18 protein-coding genes are annotated in these 19,784 nt (G+C 71.5%); 10 read left to right on the top strand and 8 right to left on the bottom strand.

Annotated features, from left to right (window positions below; translation table 11 throughout):
• The first annotated feature begins 38 nt into the window (after nt 1-38).
• Both DEU34_RS04150 and DEU34_RS04145 read left to right on the top strand, forming a co-directional pair.
• On the top strand, nt 39-938 hold the full coding sequence (locus DEU34_RS04150; RefSeq protein ID WP_121148942.1) for an alpha/beta fold hydrolase: 900 nt from the start codon (nt 39-41) through the stop codon (nt 936-938).
• A gap of 37 nt (nt 939-975) precedes the next feature.
• Complete coding sequence (locus DEU34_RS04145; protein ID WP_121148941.1) at nt 976-1,368, top strand: PPOX class F420-dependent oxidoreductase; 393 nt, start codon at nt 976-978, stop codon at nt 1,366-1,368.
• 4 nt (nt 1,369-1,372) lie between these two features.
• Here DEU34_RS04145 and DEU34_RS04140 read toward each other — a convergent pair whose 3' ends face one another.
• The 3 genes from DEU34_RS04140 to DEU34_RS04130 all read right to left on the bottom strand — a co-directional run bounded on the left by DEU34_RS04140 (nt 1,373) and on the right by DEU34_RS04130 (nt 3,989).
• Nucleotides 1,373-2,509, bottom strand: a complete 1,137-nt coding sequence (locus DEU34_RS04140; RefSeq protein WP_121148940.1) for a 5-(carboxyamino)imidazole ribonucleotide synthase — start codon at nt 2,507-2,509, stop codon at nt 1,373-1,375.
• Nucleotides 2,510-2,564: 55 nt separating this feature from the next.
• A complete protein-coding gene (locus DEU34_RS04135) occupies nt 2,565-3,119 on the bottom strand; it encodes a PH domain-containing protein (RefSeq protein ID WP_121148939.1) in 555 nt (184 codons plus the stop codon).
• 75 nt (nt 3,120-3,194) lie between these two features.
• Nucleotides 3,195-3,989, bottom strand: coding sequence for a biotin--[acetyl-CoA-carboxylase] ligase (locus DEU34_RS04130; protein WP_121148938.1), 795 nt, complete (start codon nt 3,987-3,989; stop codon nt 3,195-3,197).
• A gap of 375 nt (nt 3,990-4,364) precedes the next feature.
• Here DEU34_RS04130 and DEU34_RS04125 point away from each other — a divergent pair, with 375 nt between their 5' ends.
• From DEU34_RS04125 to DEU34_RS04115, 3 genes are all read left to right on the top strand, one after another.
• Nucleotides 4,365-5,084, top strand: coding sequence for an endonuclease domain-containing protein (locus DEU34_RS04125; protein ID WP_183042353.1), 720 nt, complete (start codon nt 4,365-4,367; stop codon nt 5,082-5,084).
• A gap of 167 nt (nt 5,085-5,251) precedes the next feature.
• The gene (locus DEU34_RS04120; RefSeq protein ID WP_396652100.1) at nt 5,252-6,841 is read left to right on the top strand and encodes an acyl-CoA carboxylase subunit beta; all 1,590 of its coding nucleotides are present in this window, start codon (nt 5,252-5,254) and stop codon (nt 6,839-6,841) included.
• The gene (locus DEU34_RS04115; protein ID WP_121148935.1) at nt 6,838-7,071 is read left to right on the top strand and encodes an acyl-CoA carboxylase subunit epsilon; all 234 of its coding nucleotides are present in this window, start codon (nt 6,838-6,840) and stop codon (nt 7,069-7,071) included. Before DEU34_RS04120 ends, DEU34_RS04115 begins: the two co-directional genes overlap by 4 nt.
• A gap of 262 nt (nt 7,072-7,333) precedes the next feature.
• Here the strand turns inward: DEU34_RS04115 and DEU34_RS04110 are convergent, their stop codons facing one another.
• The 4 genes from DEU34_RS04110 to DEU34_RS04095 are packed head-to-tail and all read right to left on the bottom strand — an operon-like array spanning nt 7,334 to nt 11,532.
• Entirely contained in the window at nt 7,334-8,356 is a 1,023-nt protein-coding gene (locus tag DEU34_RS04110; RefSeq protein WP_259460018.1) for a hypothetical protein, read from the bottom strand.
• A complete protein-coding gene (locus tag DEU34_RS04105; protein WP_121148933.1) occupies nt 8,353-9,606 on the bottom strand; it encodes a sensor histidine kinase in 1,254 nt (417 codons plus the stop codon). Before DEU34_RS04105 ends, DEU34_RS04110 begins: the two co-directional genes overlap by 4 nt.
• Nucleotides 9,599-10,261 carry a response regulator transcription factor gene (locus tag DEU34_RS04100; protein ID WP_121148932.1) on the bottom strand — a complete coding sequence of 221 codons (663 nt, stop codon included), beginning with the start codon at nt 10,259-10,261 and terminating at the stop codon, nt 9,599-9,601. The genes DEU34_RS04105 and DEU34_RS04100 overlap by 8 nt, the downstream gene beginning before the upstream one ends.
• A complete protein-coding gene (locus DEU34_RS04095) occupies nt 10,258-11,532 on the bottom strand; it encodes a class I SAM-dependent RNA methyltransferase (RefSeq protein ID WP_121148931.1) in 1,275 nt (424 codons plus the stop codon). The genes DEU34_RS04100 and DEU34_RS04095 overlap by 4 nt, the downstream gene beginning before the upstream one ends.
• Nucleotides 11,533-11,605: 73 nt before the next feature.
• Here DEU34_RS04095 and DEU34_RS04090 point away from each other — a divergent pair, with 73 nt between their 5' ends.
• Nucleotides 11,606-12,241 (top strand): nucleoside triphosphate pyrophosphatase, encoded by a 636-nt coding sequence (locus DEU34_RS04090; protein WP_121148930.1) that lies wholly within the window; start codon nt 11,606-11,608, stop codon nt 12,239-12,241.
• Between the two features lie 80 nt (nt 12,242-12,321).
• A complete protein-coding gene (locus tag DEU34_RS04085; protein WP_121148929.1) occupies nt 12,322-14,082 on the top strand; it encodes a biotin carboxylase N-terminal domain-containing protein in 1,761 nt (586 codons plus the stop codon).
• Nucleotides 14,083-14,981: 899 nt separating this feature from the next.
• On the opposite strand, the gene DEU34_RS04080 is transcribed toward DEU34_RS04085, so the two are convergent.
• The gene (locus DEU34_RS04080; RefSeq protein ID WP_121148928.1) at nt 14,982-16,442 is read right to left on the bottom strand and encodes an NAD(P)H-quinone dehydrogenase; all 1,461 of its coding nucleotides are present in this window, start codon (nt 16,440-16,442) and stop codon (nt 14,982-14,984) included.
• 53 nt (nt 16,443-16,495) lie between these two features.
• Here DEU34_RS04080 and DEU34_RS04075 point away from each other — a divergent pair, with 53 nt between their 5' ends.
• The 3 genes from DEU34_RS04075 to DEU34_RS04065 all read left to right on the top strand — a co-directional run bounded on the left by DEU34_RS04075 (nt 16,496) and on the right by DEU34_RS04065 (nt 19,703).
• Nucleotides 16,496-17,329 carry a purine-nucleoside phosphorylase gene (locus DEU34_RS04075; protein WP_121148927.1) on the top strand — a complete coding sequence of 278 codons (834 nt, stop codon included), beginning with the start codon at nt 16,496-16,498 and terminating at the stop codon, nt 17,327-17,329.
• Nucleotides 17,326-19,038: a phospho-sugar mutase gene (locus DEU34_RS04070; protein ID WP_121148926.1), complete on the top strand. Its 1,713-nt coding sequence runs from the start codon at nt 17,326-17,328 to the stop codon at nt 19,036-19,038. Before DEU34_RS04075 ends, DEU34_RS04070 begins: the two co-directional genes overlap by 4 nt.
• An 86-nt stretch (nt 19,039-19,124) precedes the next feature.
• Nucleotides 19,125-19,703, top strand: a complete 579-nt coding sequence (locus DEU34_RS04065; protein WP_121148925.1) for a GNAT family N-acetyltransferase — start codon at nt 19,125-19,127, stop codon at nt 19,701-19,703.
• Nucleotides 19,704-19,784 lie beyond the last annotated feature (81 nt).

Here is a 19,784-nt window from a genome sequence, read left to right as displayed (position 1 = left end):
GGTTCGACCGCCGGGCCCGCTGCCTAGACTGCTCGGCGATGGATACCCTCGTCGAACCCCTCGATCGGGCGTTCGTCGACGTCGACGGCCGACGGGTCGAGGCCTTCGACACGGGCTCCTCGCCGGTGGGCGCACCGGTGGTGGTGCTCCTCACCGGGGCGGGCGACACCGCCCGATCGTGGCTGCCTCTCCAGACGCTCCTCTCGCGCACGACCCGCGTGATCTCGTACGAGCGCTCGGGGATCGGAGCGAGCGCCCCCGGCTCCCCGCGCACGATCGACGGCCTCGTCGCGGAGCTCGAGGGCGTGATCGCGGCACTCGCGCCGCACTCCCCGGTGCTGCTGGTCGGTCACTCGTTCGGCGCGCTGATCGCACGCGTCTTCACCGCGCGGCACCCCGCTCGGGTCGCCGGGCTCGTGATGCTCGACGCGACTCCCGATCTGCTCGCCTCCGACCCGGTGCGCCGACGGGGGTACCGCTTCTACGTCGGGGGCATCGCCGCGGCACGGCGGATGCTGCCCGCTCCCCTCTTCGCGCGCCTGGTTCGCCGCAACACGCTGCCCCTCTACCCCGGACGCGGGCCTTTCCTCGCGGCCCTCCAGCCCCGCGCACGCGACGAATGGCACAGCGCCGTGGTCGCCCTCTTCCTCGGCGACGCGGTCGCGGAGATGCGCGCGGTGCTCCCCGGAACGGTGGCGGCGGCGGCCGAACTCGCAGACGCGGTGCACGGCGACCTCCCGGTGGCGCTGATCACCAGCGGCACCTACGGCCGGGGGTGGATCACGATGCACGACGCGGTCGCGTCGCGTTACCCGAATGCGACCCATCACCTCTCGGGCGATCGGTTCCACAACGTCCACATGCGGCACTTCGGACAGATCGCTGGAACGGTGCGCGCGATGCTCGATCGCGCGTCGGGCGACCCCCACGCCCGGTGAGGGCTCAGACTGAGACCCCACCCCTCGAGGAGACCCGATGACACTGCCCGATGCCCTGCTCGACCTGCTGCGCCAGCCGAGCCCCTGCTTCCTGTCCACGATCATGCCCGACGGGTCGCCTCAGGTGACCGAGACGTGGGTCGACACCGACGGCGACCACGTCGTGATCAACACGGTCGTCGGGTTCGTGAAGGTGCGCAACGTCGAGCGCGATCCGCGCGTGGCGGTCGCGATCCAGGATCCGTCGAACCCGTTCCGCTACATGCAGGTGCGCGGCAGGGTCGTCGACATGACGACCGAAGGCGGGGCCGAGAGCATCGAGGCCCTGTCGCAGAAGTACACCGGTCAGCCCTACCCCTGGTACGGCGGACGCGACCAGCAGCGCATCATCCTCACGATCGCCGCTGACAGCATCAGCGGCCAGGGGTAGCGGGTCAGTCCAGGAACACGGATGCTGCGGCGCGCGCCTCGTAGACGACGTCGTCGAGATCGTCGCCGGCCACGGTGACGTGCCCCACCTTCCGGCCGGGCCGCGGAGCCTTGCCGTAGGTGTGGATCTTGGCCGCGGGGTGCGATGCCATCGCCGCGTCGAAGCGCTCGTCGAGCCCGCCCTGCGCGGGGCCGCCGAGGATGTTGACCATCACGGTCCAGGGGCGGGTCGCCTCGGTCGCCCCGAACGGCAGATCGAGCACGGCGCGCAGGTGCTGCTCGAACTGGCTCGTCACGGCGCCGTCCTGGGTCCAGTGCCCGCTGTTGTGCGGGCGCATGGCGAGCTCGTTGACGAGGATGCGGCCGTCGACCGTCTCGAACAGCTCGACCGCCAGCATCCCGGTGACCCCGATCCCCTCGGCGATCGCCATCCCGACGTCCTCCGCTGCGAGCGCCAGACGCTCGCTCGCCCGGGGCGCCGGGGCGACGACCTCCACGCACACGCCGTCGCGCTGCACCGTCTCCACGAGCGGGAATGCCCGCATGCCGCCCGACGGGCGACGCGCGATCTGCTGGGCGAGCTCGCGCGAGAAGTCGACGAGCTCCTCCACCAGCAGCTCGCCCCCGCGCGCGTCTTCGGCGAGTGCGGCGAACCAGTCGGCAGCCTCCGTGGCGGCCGAGACGACGCGCACCCCCTTGCCGTCATAGCCGCCGCGGGGGGTCTTCACGACCGCGCGCCCGCCGTGGGCGTCGATGAACTCCTGCAGCTGTGCGGCGTCGGAGACCGCGGCCCAGTCGGGCTGCGGCATACCGAGCTCGGCCATGCGGGCGCGCAGCACCAGCTTGTCCTGGGCGACGGCGAGGGCGTTCGGACCGGGATGCACGGCGACGCCGGCGTCGACGAGCGCCGCGAGAACCTCCTGCGGCACGTGCTCGTGGTCGAACGTGATGACGTCGACGTCGCGGGCGAACGCGAGCACCGTCTCGGCGTCGCGGTAATCGCCGACCGCCGTCGCCGCCAGCGCAGCAGACATACCGGTCTCCTCGGCCAGCACGCGCACCTCGATGCCGAGTTCGACCGCGGGCGCGATCATCATCCGCGCCAACTGGCCACCGCCGACCACACCCACACGCAGCGTCATGCCACTCCCTCGTTCGAGTCCGTCGCTCCCATCTTGGCGCACTCGCGCTCGGCGGTCAGGAGGGCAGCGGCGGAGGGGTCAGGCTCTGCGAGTCGCGGTGGGCCAGGATCTGGTTGACCTCGACCTGGTCGACCAGCACTTCGTAGACGAGGGCGACGTTCGCGATACGACGCAGCCGCACGGGCGCATCGACGCCGTTCGACAGCACCAGGGTTCCCCCGCCGCCGATGCGCTGCAGGATTCCGCGCTTGAGTTGCACCGTGTAGCCGCGCACGTGCGACAGCTCGGCTCGGCGACGGCCGAACGGGCCCGACCGGGCGATCACGCGGCGGGTGGTGATCGTGTAGCGCTGCGCCCACCAGCTGAGGAACGGGAGCACGACGAGGAGGAGCACGACCGCACCGGCGGCGCTCAGCAGCATCCAGTCGGCGAACGGCTCGCGCAGGTTGTCGAAGAAGTACCCGACCGCTCCGGCGACGGCGATGAGCACGACGGCCGACCAGAACAGCCGTGTCGCGCGCGGCCGGAACCGCGCCACACGCAGCTCGGGCGTCGGTGCGCCGGGCGCCGGCATCAGCGGGCGCCCCCCGAGGGTCGTCGGCTGGGTCACGCTCTCATTGTCACCCTCCCCGCCGACGTCGGGGTGATCCCACGCGGCACGCCGCTCAACGAGGCGGCGGGGCACTCAACGCACGTGCTGCACGTCGCCGGCCGCGACCGACGTCTCCACACCGTCGACGACGACGACGAGGCGACCCTCGGGGTCGATGCGCTGCGCGCGGCCGTGGAGCGCCCTGTCGTCGGGCAGCGACACGACGACGTCGCGGCCGAGCGTCGCGCAGAGGCTCTCCACCTCGCCTCGCACGTTCGCCGCGGAGGCATCACCGCCGGCCGCCATGAGCGCGCTCAGCTGCTCGTCGAGCGCGCGAAGGAAGTCGGCCAGCAGCCGGTCGTCGTCGCACTCGGCCCCGACGGCGGCGAACGACGTCGCGGTCGAGACGGGCAGGTCGGCGCGCGTCATGTGGGTGTTGACGCCGGCGCCGACGACGACCGCATCCATCGTGCCGGGAAGGGCTTCGGCGAGGATGCCGCAGATCTTCGCGCCGTCGACGAGCACGTCGTTGGGCCACTTCAGCTGGGCGGTGTTGCCGGTGCCCTTCAGCTGCGCTGCCACCGCGCGGGTCATGGCCGCCCCCGCGATGAGCGGGATCCACCCGCGCGACGCGGCGGGGAGCCCCTCGACCCGCACCAGCACCGAGACGGCGAGGGCGGTGCCCGGGGGCGCGGTCCACATGCGACCCATCCGCCCGCGACCGGCGCGCTGGTCGGTCGTGACGAGTGCGGCCAGGTGCGGCCAGCCCTCGGGGGCGGCGGATGCGGCGGCGACCGCGTCGGCGTTGGTCGAATCGGTGGTCTCGACCACCTGCAGGCGCGGACTGACGGCGGCGGCGAGCGGGTAGCCCTCGGCGGGGATCGGCATGGCCACACCCTACGCGGACGCGCGCCGCGCAGCATCCGCGGTTGACAGCCGTGCGCCGCCGTCGCCGCCCGAATCGTTGAAATCGGCCGGAGTCGGTGCGCGTCCAGGTAGACACGCACCGAATCGGGCCGATTTCACCGCAGAGAGGAAAGAGGGGACGTGTCCTCCCCAGCCGGTCTGCGAGAGAATCTCTCCCCATTCGCCCCCTCCTGCATCCGCACACCGCGAGCACGCCGCAACGGTGGGCGGATGGGTTCGAGCACGAGATCATTACGGCCACTCGTCGCCGCGCGAGGTTATATCCATCTTGCGGAGGTGCGCGAAGCGGGGTGGCGCCCCGACGCCATTCGTGCGGCCGTCCAGAGGGAAAGGCTGGTGCGAGCGGGCCGCGACTGGGTGCTGCTTCCCGGCGCACCCCCGGAACTGCTGGTCGCCGCCCAAACCGGCTGCGCGGTGACGTGCGTCTCCGCGGCGTCGCTGCGCACGCTCTGGCGGGCCGACGACGACCCCACGGTCCACCTGGCGGTGCCAAGAGGAGCGCGCAGGTCACCACCCGCCGCACACGGACACTGGGGCGCCGGCATCATTGCGCGCCCCCGGCGGCTTCTCATCGATGCGGTCGAGAACATGCTCGCCGCCGTCGCGGTCTGTCGTCCTCACGAACAAGCCCTCGCGATCTGGGAATCAGCGGTGCGCGCCCGCCTCATCACTGTCGAGAGCATCGGGGCGATCGACTGGCGCGGCGAGCGGGCTCGGGCGCTCCGCGACGAGACCACCGCTCTGTCGCACTCCGGCCTCGAGACCTACTTCGTCTCACGGATGCGGAGGCGAGGCGTCCTGGTACGACAGCAGGTCAAGATCGACGGCCATCATGTCGACGGGCTCATCGGTGCGAGGCTCGTCGTGCAGATCGATGGCTTCGCCCACCACTCCGATCCGAGACAACGTCGATCCGACATCGCCCACGACCGCCGGCTGCGGTTGCTCGGATACACCGTGCTGCGTTTCGATTACCGCGAGATCGTCGACGACTGGCCCCGGGTGGAGGCCACCATCCTGGCCGCCATGGCGCAGAATCTTCACCTCGCGCGGTGACCCGCCCCACCCGAATCGGTCAGTTCGGCGCTCTTCGGTGACCTTGAACAGCAATACGCACCGAATCGCGCCGAACTCACCGACGTGCGCTGGACGACAGGGGATTCGGCGAGTCGTTGTGCGCACCCTCCAAGGCCGAGAGGGAGCCCGCCGCTAGTGTGGAACGCGTGACAGAGCAGCCCGACCACGCGACCACCGCCGGCAAGATCGCCGACCTCCGCACGAGGTACCAGGAGGCGGTCGTCGACGCCGAGGCCGCCGCCCAGGCCAAGCAGCACGCGAAGGGCAAGTTCACCGCCCGCGAGCGCATCGCCCTGCTCGTCGATCCGGGCTCGTTCGTCGAGCTCGACGAGTACGTCCGCCACCGCACGACGGCGTTCGGCATGGACAAGTCACGCCCCTACGGCGACTCCGTCGTGACCGGCACGGGAACGATCCACGGCCGCACCGTCGCCGTCTACGCGCAGGACTTCTCCACCTTCGGCGGCTCGCTCGGCGAGGCGGCCGGCGACAAGATCATCAAGGTCATGGAACTCGCGCTGCGCAGCGGCATCCCCATCATCGGCATCCTCGACTCCGGCGGCGCTCGCATCCAAGAGGGCGTCGTCGCCCTCGGCAAGTACGGCGAGATCTTCCGCCTGAACACCGCGGCCTCGGGCGTCATCCCCCAGATCTCGCTCATCATGGGCCCGGCGGCCGGCGGTGCGGTGTACTCCCCCGCCCTCACCGACTTCGTGATCATGGTCGACAAGACGAGCCAGATGTTCGTCACCGGCCCCGACGTCATCAAAACCGTCACCGGCGAGGACGTCGGCATGGAGGAGCTCGGCGGCGCCTACACGCACAACACCCGCTCGGGCGTCGCGCACTACCTCGCCGAAGACGAAGACGACGCGATCGACTACGCGCGCACCCTGCTCGGGTTCCTCCCCGACAACAACATGGCCGAGACCCCCGTGTTCGACACCGGTTTCGAGTTCGAGACGACGGATGCTGACCGGTCGCTCAACACCGTCATCCCCGACTCCCCCAACCAGCCCTACGACATCAACACCGTGATCGGTCGCCTGATGGACGACGGCGAGTTCCTCGAAGTGCAGCCGCTGTTCGCCCCGAACATCGTGATCGGGTTCGGCCGCGTCGAGGGGCGCACGGTCGGCATCATCGCGAACCAGCCGTCGCAGATGGCCGGCACGCTCAACATCGAGGCCGGCGAGAAGGCGAGCCGCTTCGTGAGGTTCTGCGACGCGTTCTCGGTGCCGATCGTCACCCTCGTCGACGTGCCCGGCTACCTGCCCGGCACCGACCAGGAGTGGACCGGTGTCATCCGCCGTGGCGCGAAGCTGCTCTACGCCTACGCCGAGGCGACCGTGCCCCTGGTGACCGTCATCCTCCGCAAGGCCTACGGCGGCGCGTACATCGTCATGGGCTCGAAGCAGCTCGGCGCCGACATCAACCTCGCCTGGCCGACCGCCGAGATCGCCGTCATGGGCGGGCAGGGCGCCGTCAACATCCTCTACCGCGGCGAGATCAAGCGCGCCGAGGAGGCCGGCGAAGACGTCGCCGCTGTGCGGGCGCGTCTCGCGAGCGAGTACACGTACAACGTCGCCTCGCCGTTCCTCGCCGCCGAGCGCGGCGAGCTGGACAGCATCATCGAACCCGCGCAGACGCGCGTGTCGATCGCGAAGGCCCTGCGTGCCCTCCGCAACAAGCGCGCGACCCAGCCGGCCAAGAAGCACGGGAACATCCCCCTGTGAGCGAGAGCACGGCGGCCGGCGATGCGACGCCGCCCGACATCCGGGTGCGCCGCGGAAACCCGACCGACGAAGAGCTCGCCGCCCTGATCGCGGTCGTCGGCGGCGCCTACCTCGAGGAGTCCGCCGAACCCGCGATCGTCGCCCCCGCACGTTCGCGCTGGGAGCTGTCGGCACGCGGCCTGCGCCGACCCCTTGACCGCGAACGCCGGTGGGGCGGCTTCAGCGGCTGAGCCGGCGACAGGCTAAGCATTTGTCCCCCGAAGTACCTACAGACGCGGGCGTTGGGGTCGCAGATACTGAATGAGCTGGAACGCATTACGCGTTCGGCCGACCTGCTCATTAGAGCCAGGATCGGTCCCGCGGACGGTTTTCGGGTAACCGTTCGCACGGCGAGGGGCGGGCGGCTTCGCCGCCCCTCGCCTTCTCTTTCTTCTCTTCCACCGTCCCGGACCCCTCCCCTACCGGGACGGTGGAGGAGAAGACTTCCGCGCGTCAGGGTCTACGGATCTCGCGCCAGAGGTCGACGCTGTCCTCGTCGGACAGGCTCTCCCCGTCGCCGGACCGCCCGACGACGGTGATGGCGATCTGCGCGTGCGGCGAGGTGCGGATGATCAGACGGGTGGATGCGGCGTCACGCAGCGTCTCGGCGAGCTCGGCGCGAACGATCGCCAGCGCGGCGTCGTCGAGGTCTTCCAGGCCTCCCTCGTCGAACATGGTCACCGCGGAGCCGCGACGACGCACGGCCTCCAGCTCGGCCCGCACGGCGTCGTCGAGAAGACGGCGGCCCCGCAGTTCGTCGCGCAGGCGACCCTCGGCCAGACGTGCGTCGACGCGCTCCTCCGGCCGCAGGTTGCCACCGGTCTCGATCGTGCGGCCCAGCACGGGCCCCGCGGCCTGGAGGGCGCGCTGCACCTGCACACGGCGCTCGCGCTGGCGCCCCACCTGTGAGGCCTGCCACGCGGAGGCCGCCTGCTGCAGGCTCGCGAGCTGCTCTGTGTCGCGGGCAGCCCGGTCGAGGGCGTACATGAGCAACTGGGCGGCGGCGACCCACACGATCGAGCCCGGCAGGCCGAGGCTCAGCGCAGCGAGCGGACCGAGCCACAGGATGGCCGACACCGACATGAGTCCTACGCCGATCCACGCGGTGACCGGGCGACGGCGCACCATGACCACCGTCATCAGCGCACCGATGCCGCCGATGAACCAGGTCGCGAACGGGAGACTGCGCGATTCGACCGGCACGGCCCAGAGGATCGCGTTGGGGACGACGATCGCCGCGACCAGGGAGAGGAGGGCGAGCCACAGCGGGAGGGTGGCGCGCGGGACGGCGCCGGTCGAGGCCGCGCCCGGCCGATAACCCCAGAAGATCACCGTCCACGTGACGACGAGATAGAGGGTCAACGCGAGGTAGGTCACCCAGGGCGTCTGGACGGCGCCGGTGAACAACAGCCCGCGGGCGGCGAGGTAGGCCGTGAAGGCCACTCCGATGACGGAGACGATTCCGCGGACGGTCACCAGCGATCACCGCTTTCCCAGTGGAGGGTGACGGTCGTGCCGGTCGCCCCCGATTCGATCTCGGTGCGCCCGCCGACCGCGGTCACGCGCGCCTGGATCGACCCGCGGATACCCAGACGGTCGTCGGGGATGAGGTCGATGTCGAACCCGCCGCCCGCGTCGCGCACCCGCACCGTGACGCCGCCGGGTTCCGCGCGTCCGCGCAACTCCACCCGGAGCCCCGCGGCGTCGGCGTGCTGCACGGCGTTGGCGACGGCCTGCATGGCCGCAAGCACCAGCGCACGCGCGACGCGTCCCGGAACACGCGGCGTCTCGTCGTCGAGCCGACGCACGACGGCGGTGTCGACGCCCATCTCGCGCGCGGCCGCCTCGATCTCGTCGGCCAGGTGCGCAGCATCCACCGGTTCGTCACTGCCCTCCCACGCGTCCTTCTCGGCATTAGCAAGGCGGGTGAGGGCCTCCCGGGCCATGCTGACGGCGAGCGTGCGCTCGCGCGGCGTGCCGGCGCGTTCGGCGGCGAGGAGAGCGCCGAGCACACTGTCGTGCATGAGGGCTGCGACCGCCACGCGCTCGCGTTCGGTGGCCGCTGCGGCCGCGGCCGCGGCGTAGCTCGCGACCGCGCGCGCCCGGGTCTCGTCGACGTTCGCGGCGACGGAGCGGTACGTCCACCCCAGCACCACCAGGACGCTGCCGAGGATGATGGCGAACGACACGTCGAGCCCGACGGGCACGAAGAAAGCGTCGTCGAAGTCGCCCTGGATGAGGCGGGTGAGCCCGAACAGCAGCGGCGCCGCGATGTTCACGGCGATCTGCAGGGAGAGCGGGAGGGCGACGACGGTGGCGGCGGTGGCCACCGTCAGCAGATAGAAGGTCCACGGCTCTTCGGTCGGTGACGGCTGCGACCCCACCGTCGCGATCGGCCAGAGCGCGAGCACCGCGATGTAGACGACGACGAACACACCCGCGAAGACCCGCGCGAATCGGCCCACCAAGCACGCCACGATCATCGCGGCGAGGGGAAGGAAGACGGCCGCGACCAGCGGCGTGTGCCAGCCGTCGCGCTCGTCGCCCGGGCCCAGGGCCGCGACGAACGCCTGCAGCGCGAACACGAAGCTGCCCGAACCGATCAGCAGCTCGCTGACGCGCTCGATGCGGGTGCGGGTGAAGGATCCGTATCCTTCCGCGGTCTCACGAGTGTGAGGGATGCGCCCCCACGCCTCGTTGAGCACCGACCTGCCCGCTTCAGCCATGGCGTTCTCCGTCGGACGGACCGATGATGCCGTCCTCCATGGCCCGCAGTCGCAGGTCGATCTTCGTCGGGGCGGGCCTGCCGACCTCGACGTACTTGACCCTGACCCGGGTGATGTTCTCCTTGGCAGTTGAATACGCCACACCCAGCCGATCGGCGACGACCTTGAGCGGGAGCCCGGCCGCGTAGAGCCGCAACACCTCGCGCTCGCGCACGGACAGCTGTGCGTCGGCGAACTCGCGGTCGCCCTCGACGGCACTGGCCCACTCGACGTTGTTCAACAGCTCACCACGAGCGACCGTGAGGATGGCGCCGATCACTTCGTGGATCGGCGACGCCTTGCTCACGATTCCGGCGGCCCCCGACGACAACGCCTCGCGCACGGCGGCGGGGCGGTCGGCGACGCTGTGGATCAGCACGCTCGATCCGTCGCCCACGAGACGCTGCACGTTCTCGGCGACCGTCGTGCCGTCGCCGAGCGTGAGGTCGAGCACGACGACGTCGGCGGGCGATTCATCGCCGGCCAGACGCCACTGCAGGTATTCGGTCACGTTGCTTCCGGAGAAGACCACCGCGGTCGATTCTTCGCCGGCGCAGGCGGCCTCCAGGCCGAGTCGCACCGACTCGTGATCGTCGATCAGCGCGACTCGCGTCATGCCGACATCGTATCCGTGTCGCGCTCCAGCACGGCGAGCGCCTCGACGTGGTGGGAGTTCGGGAACAGGTCGACGGCACGCACCCCGCGACGGGCGGAGTAGCCGAGGTCGGCGAACGTGCGGAGGTCGCGAGCGAGGGCCACCGGATCGCAGGCGACGTAGGCGATGACCGCGGGCGAGAGTGCGGCGATCCCCCGCACGACCTCGCGACCGGCTCCGGCGCGCGGCGGGTCGAGGAGCACGACGCCCTGCGAGAGCCGCTCGCGCTCACGGGGGGATGCTTCGGCCGAGAGCTTCGAGACGAAGCGGTCGACGCGTGCGGTCTCGGCCCGGGCTCCGACCCACTCCGCGAGGTTCTCACCGGCGTGCTCGGTGGCACGTGCGTCGGACTCGACCGACGTCACCCGCGTCGTCGGGCCGCCGAGGTCGCCGAGCGTCGCGGCGAAGAGTCCGACTCCGCCGTAGAGGTCGAGGTGCCAGGCGTCGGGATCGATCCGGCCGAGCTCCTCGCTCACCATGCGGGTGAGGGTGTTCGCGGCCAGGCGGTGCACCTGCCAGAAGCCCCGGTCGTCGACTCGGAACTCGCGGTCGCCGACGCGCTCGACGACGACCTCCGGCATGCCCGGCGCGCGGCGCTCGGAGTCGGGTCGGGCGAGCACGCGCACGCGGCCGTCCGCGGGCTGCACCAGGTCGATGCGGCCGGAGGCTCCGGAGCGCAGGCCGAGGGCTGCGCGTTCGACGGCCGCGGTCGCGAGCGGAAGGTCGTCGACCTCGATGACCGTGTTGCTGCGCGGAGCGTAGGGGCCGACGCGGCCCTCGTCGTCGACGTGGAGGCTGACGCGGGTGCGCCACCCGGTGCCGTCGGCGGTCTCGGCCGTGAGCGCGCCGGCCGAGGGCTCCTCCATCGTCACGGGGAAGTCGGTGAATCGCCCGATGCGCTGCAGGGCGTCGGCGAAGACGTCGAGCTTCAGCTGCCGCTGACGGGCGAGCGCGATGTGACCGAAGTCGGCGCCCCCGGCGCGGCGCTCCGGAGCGACCGAGATGTCGGCCGCGCCCCAGACGTGCGCACGACGGTCGGGCGACGCATCCAGGATCTCCAGGGCCTCGGCCCGCCAGAACGACGACTTCGACGTGTCGGTGAGCCGTGCGCGCACCCGCTCGCCGGGGATGGCGTCGGGGACGAACACGACCCGGCCTTCGTGTCTGGCCACGAAGACGCCGCCGTGGGCGACCCCCGTGACGTCGAGGTCGACGAGATCTCCTGATTGCATCCCCCGAGCTTTTCACGTCGCGACCGCCGCGGCGACCGCGACGCGTCGCGGATCGCCCGGGTACCGTCGAGGCATGCGCGTCTGCCTCGCCTCCACCTCCCCGGCCCGACTGATGCTCCTGCGTCAGGCGGGGATCGAACCCGAGACCATGGCTCCGGAGGTCGATGAGGAGGCGGCCGTCGCCCAGGTCGAGGCGGCCGAGGCACGGCGCCTGTCCGCGCCCGAGCACGTTCTGCTGCTCGCACGCCGGAAGGCCGCCGATGTGGCCGAGAGAATCGACCCCGCCTTCGACGGCATCGTGATCGGCGGCGACTCGATGTTCGCGCTCGGCGACGAGATCCTCGGGAAGCCGTACACCGCCGACACCGCGATCGCCCGGTGGAATCGGATGCGGGGAGCCACCGGCGTGCTGCACTCGGGCCACAGCGTCTTCCGCGTCGTGCCCGGCGAAGCGCCGCGCGAGGCATTCGCGGTGGCCGAAGCATCCGTGACCTTCTCCGCCGACGTCACCGACGACGAGGTGGCCGCGTACGTCGCGACCGGCGAACCGCTGCAGGTCGCGGGGGCCTTCACCGTCGACAGCCTGGGCGGTGCGTTCATCGACCGGATCGACGGCGACCCCTCCACCGTGGTCGGGATGTCGCTGTCGACACTGCGCGTGCTCGTGCGCCGACTCGACGTGGAGTGGACCTCTCTCTGGAACCGGTGAGAGACACCCGACACGTTTCACCCATTTTCTTGTGGAGTGGCGCTAAAGGCCTTCCCCAGACCGTCGATAGGCTGACTCTTATGCCGAAGATCGCCAAGGTGCTCATCGCGAACCGCGGCGAGATCGCCGTTCGTGTCATCCGCGCGGCGCGCGACTCGGGCAAAGCGTCCGTCGCCGTCTACGCCGACCAGGACCGCGACGCCCTCCACGCGCGTCTCGCCGACGAGGCCTATGCCCTCGAGGGCGCCACCAGCGCCGAGACCTACCTCTCGATCGAGAAGATCCTCTCGATCGCCCGACGCTCCGGTGCCGACGCCGTGCACCCCGGCTACGGCTTCCTCGCCGAGAACGCCGACTTCGCCCGCGCCGTCATCGGCGCAGGCCTGGTGTGGATCGGCCCCTCGCCCGACGCCATCGAAGCGCTCGGCGACAAGGTCACCGCGCGACACGTCGCCGAGAAGGTCGGCGCGCCGCTGGCTCCGGGCACGCCCGGTCCCGTCGCCGATGCCTCCGAGGTCGTCGCCTTCGCCGACGTGCACGGACTCCCGATCGCCATCAAGGCGGCCTACGGCGGCGGCGGGCGCGGCCTGAAGGTCGCGCGCACCGCCGAAGAGATCCCCGAGATGTTCGACTCGGCCACCCGCGAGGCGATCACCGCCTTCGGGCGCGGCGAGTGCTTCGTCGAGAAGTACCTCGACAAGCCGCGCCACGTCGAGACGCAGTGCCTGGCGGATGCCGCGGGCAACGTCGTCGTCGTCTCCACGCGCGACTGCTCGCTGCAGCGCCGTCATCAGAAGCTCGTCGAGGAGGCGCCCGCGCCGTTCCTCACCCCGGAGCAGAACGACATCCTCTACAGCGCGTCGAAGGCGATCCTCCGCGAGGTCGGATACGTCGGGGCGGGAACGTGCGAGTTCCTCATCGGTGCCGACGGCACGATCTCGTTCCTCGAGGTCAACACCCGCCTGCAGGTCGAGCACCCGGTCTCCGAGGAGATCACGGGCATCGACCTGGTGCGCGAGCAGTTCCGTCTCGCCGAGGGCGGGGAGCTCGACTACGGCGACCCCGTTCCGACCGGCCACTCGATCGAGTTCCGCATCAACGGTGAAGACCCGGGCCGAGGCTTCCTTCCCCAGCCGGGCCCGATCCACGTCTTCAAGACCTTCGGCGGCCCCGGCATCCGCCTCGACTCGGGCGTCACCGCCGGCGACAGCGTCAGCGGTGCCTTCGACTCGCTCCTCGGCAAGATCATCGTCACCGGCCGCGACCGCGCCGAGGCCCTCGAGCGGGCGCGTCGCGCGCTCGACGAGTTCGAGGTCGCGGGCCTGCCGACGGTGCTGCCGTTCCACCGCAAGGTCGTGCGCGAGCCCGCCTTCACAGCCGAGGACGGCCGCTTCGGCGTCTTCACCCGCTGGATCGAGACCGAGTTCGTCAACGACATCCCGGCGTGGGACGGCGAGCTCGACGCTCCCGCCGTGCCGGCCGCACGACACACGGTGGTCGTCGAGGTCGGCGGCAAGCGCCTCGAGGTGAACCTCCCCGATCGCGTGGCCGCGGCCCCGGCCGGACGCCCCGTGGCGGCCCCTCCCTCGCGGCGCGCGCACGCAGCATCCGGCGTCTCGGGCGCGACCGGTGACACGGTCAAATCGCCCATGCAGGCCACAATCGTGAAGATCGCCGTCGAAGAGGGACAGCAGGTCGTCAAGGGCGACCTCGTCGTCGTGCTCGAGGCGATGAAGATGGAGCAGCCCATCCAGGCCCACAAGGACGGCGTCATCGGCTCGATCGACGCCACCCCCGGCGCCACCGTCTCGGCCGGTCACACGCTGCTCACGATCGCGTAGCCCGGCCGCCCCCTCGCCCCGCGCGACCCGCCTCCCCTCGTCCCTGGGCCCGGGCCCGGCCCGGCCCGGCCCGGCCCGGCCCGTACTCAAGGGGATGCTGCGCGGGCCCGCCCACACCTGCGTCTTTCCGCTCCCGCGGTGAGACCATCCTGAGTTGGTGCCACGCCGGCCTGGGCGCGGAGGGTGCCTGCGCGCCGAGCCGGGGTGCGGCTGCGGGTGCGGAGCCGGGGTACGCGCCGCCCCAGCCGCCGGTCTGCCGCGCGCGCCGGGCCGGGGTGCGGCTGCGGGTGAGGCTGCGGCTGCGGGGTACGCGCCGCGCCGCCCCAGCCGCCGGTGGTATGTGCCGGGCCGCCCCAGCCTCCGGGCTGTCCCACCCGCCGGGCCGGGGTGCGGCTGCGCGGGTGGACCTGCCGGGGCGGCCAGGACAGCCCGCCGTCGGCCGGGAGAACACCTCTCCCCGCACGAACTCAGGATGAACGCGGCGGCACAACCGCCCGCGCGGCGTGTCGCCAATAGGGCACCCCTCTCATCCTGAGTTGGTGCGATGGGCGGGCGGAGCCGAGAGGGACGGACGCATCGGCGGCAGACACGGGGCGGATACGGAGCGGCCACCGGGCGGAGCGAGCCATCCGCCGAACTGTCCCACCCGCCGGGCCGGGGTGCGGCTGCGCGGATGGGTGTGCAGAGCCGGCCTACGCCGGCCCGCCGGCGACCGGGAGAAGACCTCTCCCCGCACGAACTCAGGATGAGCGCGGCGACACGGCCGCCCAGGCGGCGTGTCGCGCAGATGGCAGCCCTTTCATCCTGAGTTAGTGCCGCCGGCAGGGACGGAGCGCACGGAAGCGAGCGCGGGCGCGCCGGCGCAGGGACGGGCGGAGGCGGCGCGCGGCCGCCTCGCCTCAGGAGTCGAGGTCGTTGCGGTCGACGACGTGCATCGCCCGGGTCGCATCGGTGATGCTCGCCGACAGCGACGGATAGACGGCGAACACACGGGAGACCTGGTCGATCGTGAGACGTCGTTCGACGGCGATCGCGATCGGGTAGATGAGCTCCGACGCGCGGGGGCCGACGATGACGCCGCCGATGACGGTACCGCTCCCCTGCCGGGCGATGATCTTGACGAAGCCGTCTTTGATGCCCTGCATCTTCGCGCGCGGGTTCGCCGAGAGCGGGAGCTTGCGCACGACCCCGTCGATACGTCCGTCGGCGATGTCCTGCTCCGACCAGCCGACGGTGGCGATCTCGGGTGCGGTGAAGATGTTCGCCGAGATGCGGCGGCGCTCGAGCGGGATGACCACGTCGCCCAGCGCGTGGAAGATCGCGGTGCGGCCCTGCATGGAGGCGACCGACGCCAGCGGCACGAACGTGGTGCAGTCGCCGGCCGCGTAGATGTTCGGCACGGAGGTGCGCGCGACACGGTTCACCCGGATGTTGCCCGACGAGGTCAGCTGCACGCCGGCCTCCTCGAGTCCGATGCCGGCGGTGTTGGGAATCGAGCCGACCGCCATGAGGCAGTGGCTTCCCTCGACCGTCCGCCCGTCGGCGAGGGTCACGACGACGCCGTCGCCGGTGTTCACCACGCTCTCGGCGCGCGCCTTCGACAGCAGCGTCATGCCGCCGCGCTCGAACACCTTCTCGAGCACGGCCGCGGCGTCGGAGTCCTCTCCGGGGAGCACCTGGTCGCGGCTGGAGACGAGCGTGACCTTCGACCCGAGGTTCATGTAGGCCGAGGCGAACTCGGCACCGGTGACGCCGGAGCCGACGACGATCAGGTGCTTCGGCAGCGAACGCATGCCGTAGAGCTGGGTCCAGGTGAGGATGCGGTCGCCATCGGGCTTGGCGGAGGGCAGCTCGCGCGGCGACGAACCGACGGAGACGAGCAGCGTGTCGGCCTCGACGCGGTCGAAGTCGGTGCCGCCCGGCTCGGTGGCGATCACGACGGCGGAGTCGCCCTCGAGGCGACCGTGCCCGGAGACGATGCGCACACCGGCCTCCACGAGCGAGGCACGCATGTCGTCGGACTGCTGGCGGGCGAGGGAGAGCAGCCGGGTGTTCACGGCCGCGAGGTTGATGGCGACCTCGGGCTGCAGCGGCTTGCCGTCGCCACCCTTCGCGAACAGCTGAACCCCCAGGGCGCTCGCGCCCTTGATCGCGACCGCGGCATCGGCCGTGGCGATGAGGGTCTTCGACGGCACGACGTCGGTCATGACCGCGGCGCCACCGACGCTCGCGCGCTCGACGAGGGTCACCTCGGCTCCGAGCTGGGCGGCGGCGAGCGCCGCTTCGTAACCGCCGGGGCCACCGCCGATGATGGCGACGCGCTGGGTTCGCTCGAAGCTGAGAGAGGACATGTACTCCATTCTGTCGCGCGTCGCGTGTGGCGACGAAACGCGGCGATTCCTAGAGTGGGCTCATGTCCTCATCTGCCGAGAACCCTCTCGATGACCCCACGGCCGATCCGTTCGAGATCGCCGCCACCGCCGCCGCCGACATCGCACGCCTCACCGGCGTCGAGCGCCACGACATCGCCGTCACTCTCGGAAGCGGGTGGGGACGCGCCGCCGAGCTCATCGGCGAGAACGTCGCATCGTTCCCTGCGACGGAGGTCACCGGGTTCAGCGCTCCGGCTCTCGCCGGGCACGTCGGCACGCTGCGGAGCGTCCGCACCCCCGCGGGTAAGCACGTGCTCGTGATCGGAGCCCGCACGCACTTCTACGAGAACCACGGCGTGCGCCGGGTCGTCCACAGCGTGCGCACGGCCGCAGCATCCGGCGCGTCCACCATGATCCTCACCAACGGCGCCGGTGGTATCCGCGAGACGTGGACGCCCGGGCAGCCGGTGCTCATCAGCGACCACATCAACCTCACCGCCGCCTCGCCCCTCGAGGGAGCGACCTTCGTCGATCTGACCGACCTGTACTCCCCGAGGCTGCGCGACCTCGCACGCACGATCGACCCGACTCTCGACGAGGGCGTGTACTGCCAGTTCCGCGGCCCCCACTACGAGACGCCCGCCGAGGTGCAGATGGCCAAGACCATCGGCGGCCACATCGTCGGCATGTCGACCGCTCTCGAGGCGATCGCCGCCCGCCAGGCGGGCATGGAGATCCTCGGCTTCTCGCTCATCACGAACCTCGCCGCCGGTATCCAGACCACGCCGTTGAGCCACGAAGAGGTGCTCGAGGCCGGCCGTGAGGCCGAGCCCGTGATCTCCGCCCTGCTCGCGCGCGTCATCGAGGCGCTGTGAGCGCCGACGCGGCGTCGCGCACCGACGACCTGCTGGAGGCGGCCCGCGCCTGGTTGGCGCAGGATCCCGACGGACAGACCCGCGACGAGCTGCGCACGCTGATCAGCCGCACCGAGGAGGCGGATGCTGCGGCCGCCGCCGAGCTGACGAACCGCTTCTCGCAGCGACTCGCGTTCGGCACCGCGGGACTCCGCGGCGCGCTGGGCGCCGGGCCCAACCGCATGAACCGCGTGCTGGTGGCGCAAGCAGCCGCGGGCCTGGCCGCGTTCCTGCTCGAGCGCGCCGGTGGAGGCGATGCGCCGTCGGTCGTCATCGGCTACGACGGTCGCCGCAACTCCGACGTGTTCGCCCGTGACTCGGCCGAGATCTTCGCCGGTGCCGGACTCCACGCGATCCTCCTGCCGCGGATGCTCCCCACTCCCGTGCTCGCCTTCGCCGTCCGCCACCTCGGCGCGTCGGCCGGCGTCATGGTCACCGCCAGCCACAACCCGCCCGACGACAACGGCTACAAGGTCTACCTCGGCGGCGACGACGACGGCGCGCAGATCGTCTCGCCGAGCGACTCGGCGATCGCGGCGCACATCCAGCGGATCGCCGACACCACCGAGCTCGGCGAACTCCCCCGTTCCGTCGGGTACTCCAACGCCGACGAGTCGCTCGTGGAGGCCTACGTCACGGCCACCGCGGCCGTCTCCCCCGCCCCCGTCGGCGCGGACGGACTGCGCTGGGTGTACACCGCGATGCACGGCGTCGGATGGGAGACCCTCTCTCGCATCGTCGAGGCGGCCGGGTATCCGGCGCCCATCCCCGTCGAAGCGCAGCTGCACCCCGACGGCGCATTCCCCACGGTGGCGTTCCCCAATCCCGAAGAGCCGGGCGCCCTCGACCTGGCTTACGAGACCGCGCGGCAGAACTCCGCCGACCTGATCATCGCCAACGACCCCGACGCCGACCGCCTGGCGGTGGCGATCCCGGATGCTTCGGCGGAGGGCGGCTGGCGGATGCTCAGCGGCAACGACGTCGGGCTGCTGCTCGGCTGGCGGGCGGCCCGCGCCGCCGTGGACCAGAACGGCGTGCCCCGCGACCCGTCGGCGACGCTGGCCTGCTCGCTCGTCTCCTCGCCCGGGCTCGGGCGCATCGCGGAGCACTACGGCCTGGGTTTCCGCGAGACCCTGACGGGCTTCAAGTGGATCTCCCGCGCCCCCGGTCTCGTCTTCGGGTACGAGGAGGCCCTCGGGTACCTCGTCAACCCCGGCACGGTGCGCGACAAGGACGGCATCTCCGCCGCCGTCGCGATGCTCGGTCTCGTCGGCCAGGCACGAGAAGACGGTCAGACCATCGCCGACGTTCTCTCGGAGTTCCGAGAGACCTTCGGCGCGTTCGCGAGCGACCAGATCTCCGTCCGCGTCGACGACGTGGCCGAGATCGCCGCCATGATGGCGACGTTGCGCGACGACCTGCCGAAGACGGTCGGCGGGGTCGCCGCATCCCGGGTCGACGACCTGCGCGACGGACTCGGCGACCTGCCGCCCGGCGACGTGTTGCGCTTCTCGCTCGAGGACGGCTCCCGCCTCATCGTGCGCCCGAGCGGCACCGAGCCGAAGCTGAAGCTCTACCTCGACGTGCGCGCCACGACCGAGAAGAAGGCGCGCAAACGCCTCGCGGAGCTCGCCGCGGGCGCTCGCGAAATGCTCGACGCCGTGCGCTGACGCTGGCCTCGTTCGGCATCGACCCGCCGGGATAGGCGGATGCTGCGGGCGCCCGGCGTCGCGCGGGCGAGCCCTAGGCTCGTCGCATGGATCTGGTCGAACCCGTCACCCTCGAGAACGCGCGCGTGCGGCTAGAGCCGCTGTCGGCCGGTCACACGGAAGACCTCGAGGTCGCAGCATCCGGTCTCGAACACGCCTGGTACACCAGCGTCCCCACCCCCGGCGATGTGGCCGCCGAGATCGCGGCCCGGCTGGCGACGCGCGAGAGCGGCTCGATGAACCCCTGGGCCGTGGTGCTCCCCGACGGCACCGCGGTCGGCATGACGACGTACTGCAATATCGACCAGGCGAACCGTCACGTCGAGATCGGCCACACCTGGCTCTCACCCCGCGTGCAGCGCACCGCCGTCAACAGCGCGGCCAAGCTGCTGCTGCTGGGCCACGCCTTCGAGGCCTGCGACGCGATCGCGGTGGAGTTCCGCACGCACTGGCACAACCGTCAGTCCCGCGCGGCGATCGAGCGCCTCGGCGCACGCCAGGACGGCGTGCTGCGCAACCACCGCGTGGACGGGGACGGCATCCTGCGTGACACGGTCGTGTATTCGATCCTGCCCGGAGAGTGGCCCGGCGTCCGCCGCGGCCTCGAGGCGCGCCTCGCGAGCTGACCCGATCGGGGCGCGATCTTCTCCCTGGGGCGCGGAATATCGCGCCCCAGCCGGAGAAAGGCGCCCCGAACCCGCCCGAGC

The organism is Microbacterium sp. AG1240, assembly GCF_003635115.1.
In the GTDB taxonomy this organism is placed as follows: Bacteria; Actinomycetota; Actinomycetes; order Actinomycetales; family Microbacteriaceae; genus Microbacterium.
The sequence above is the reverse complement of the archived record's forward strand: the minus strand, read 5'-3'. Positions and strand labels throughout refer to the sequence as shown.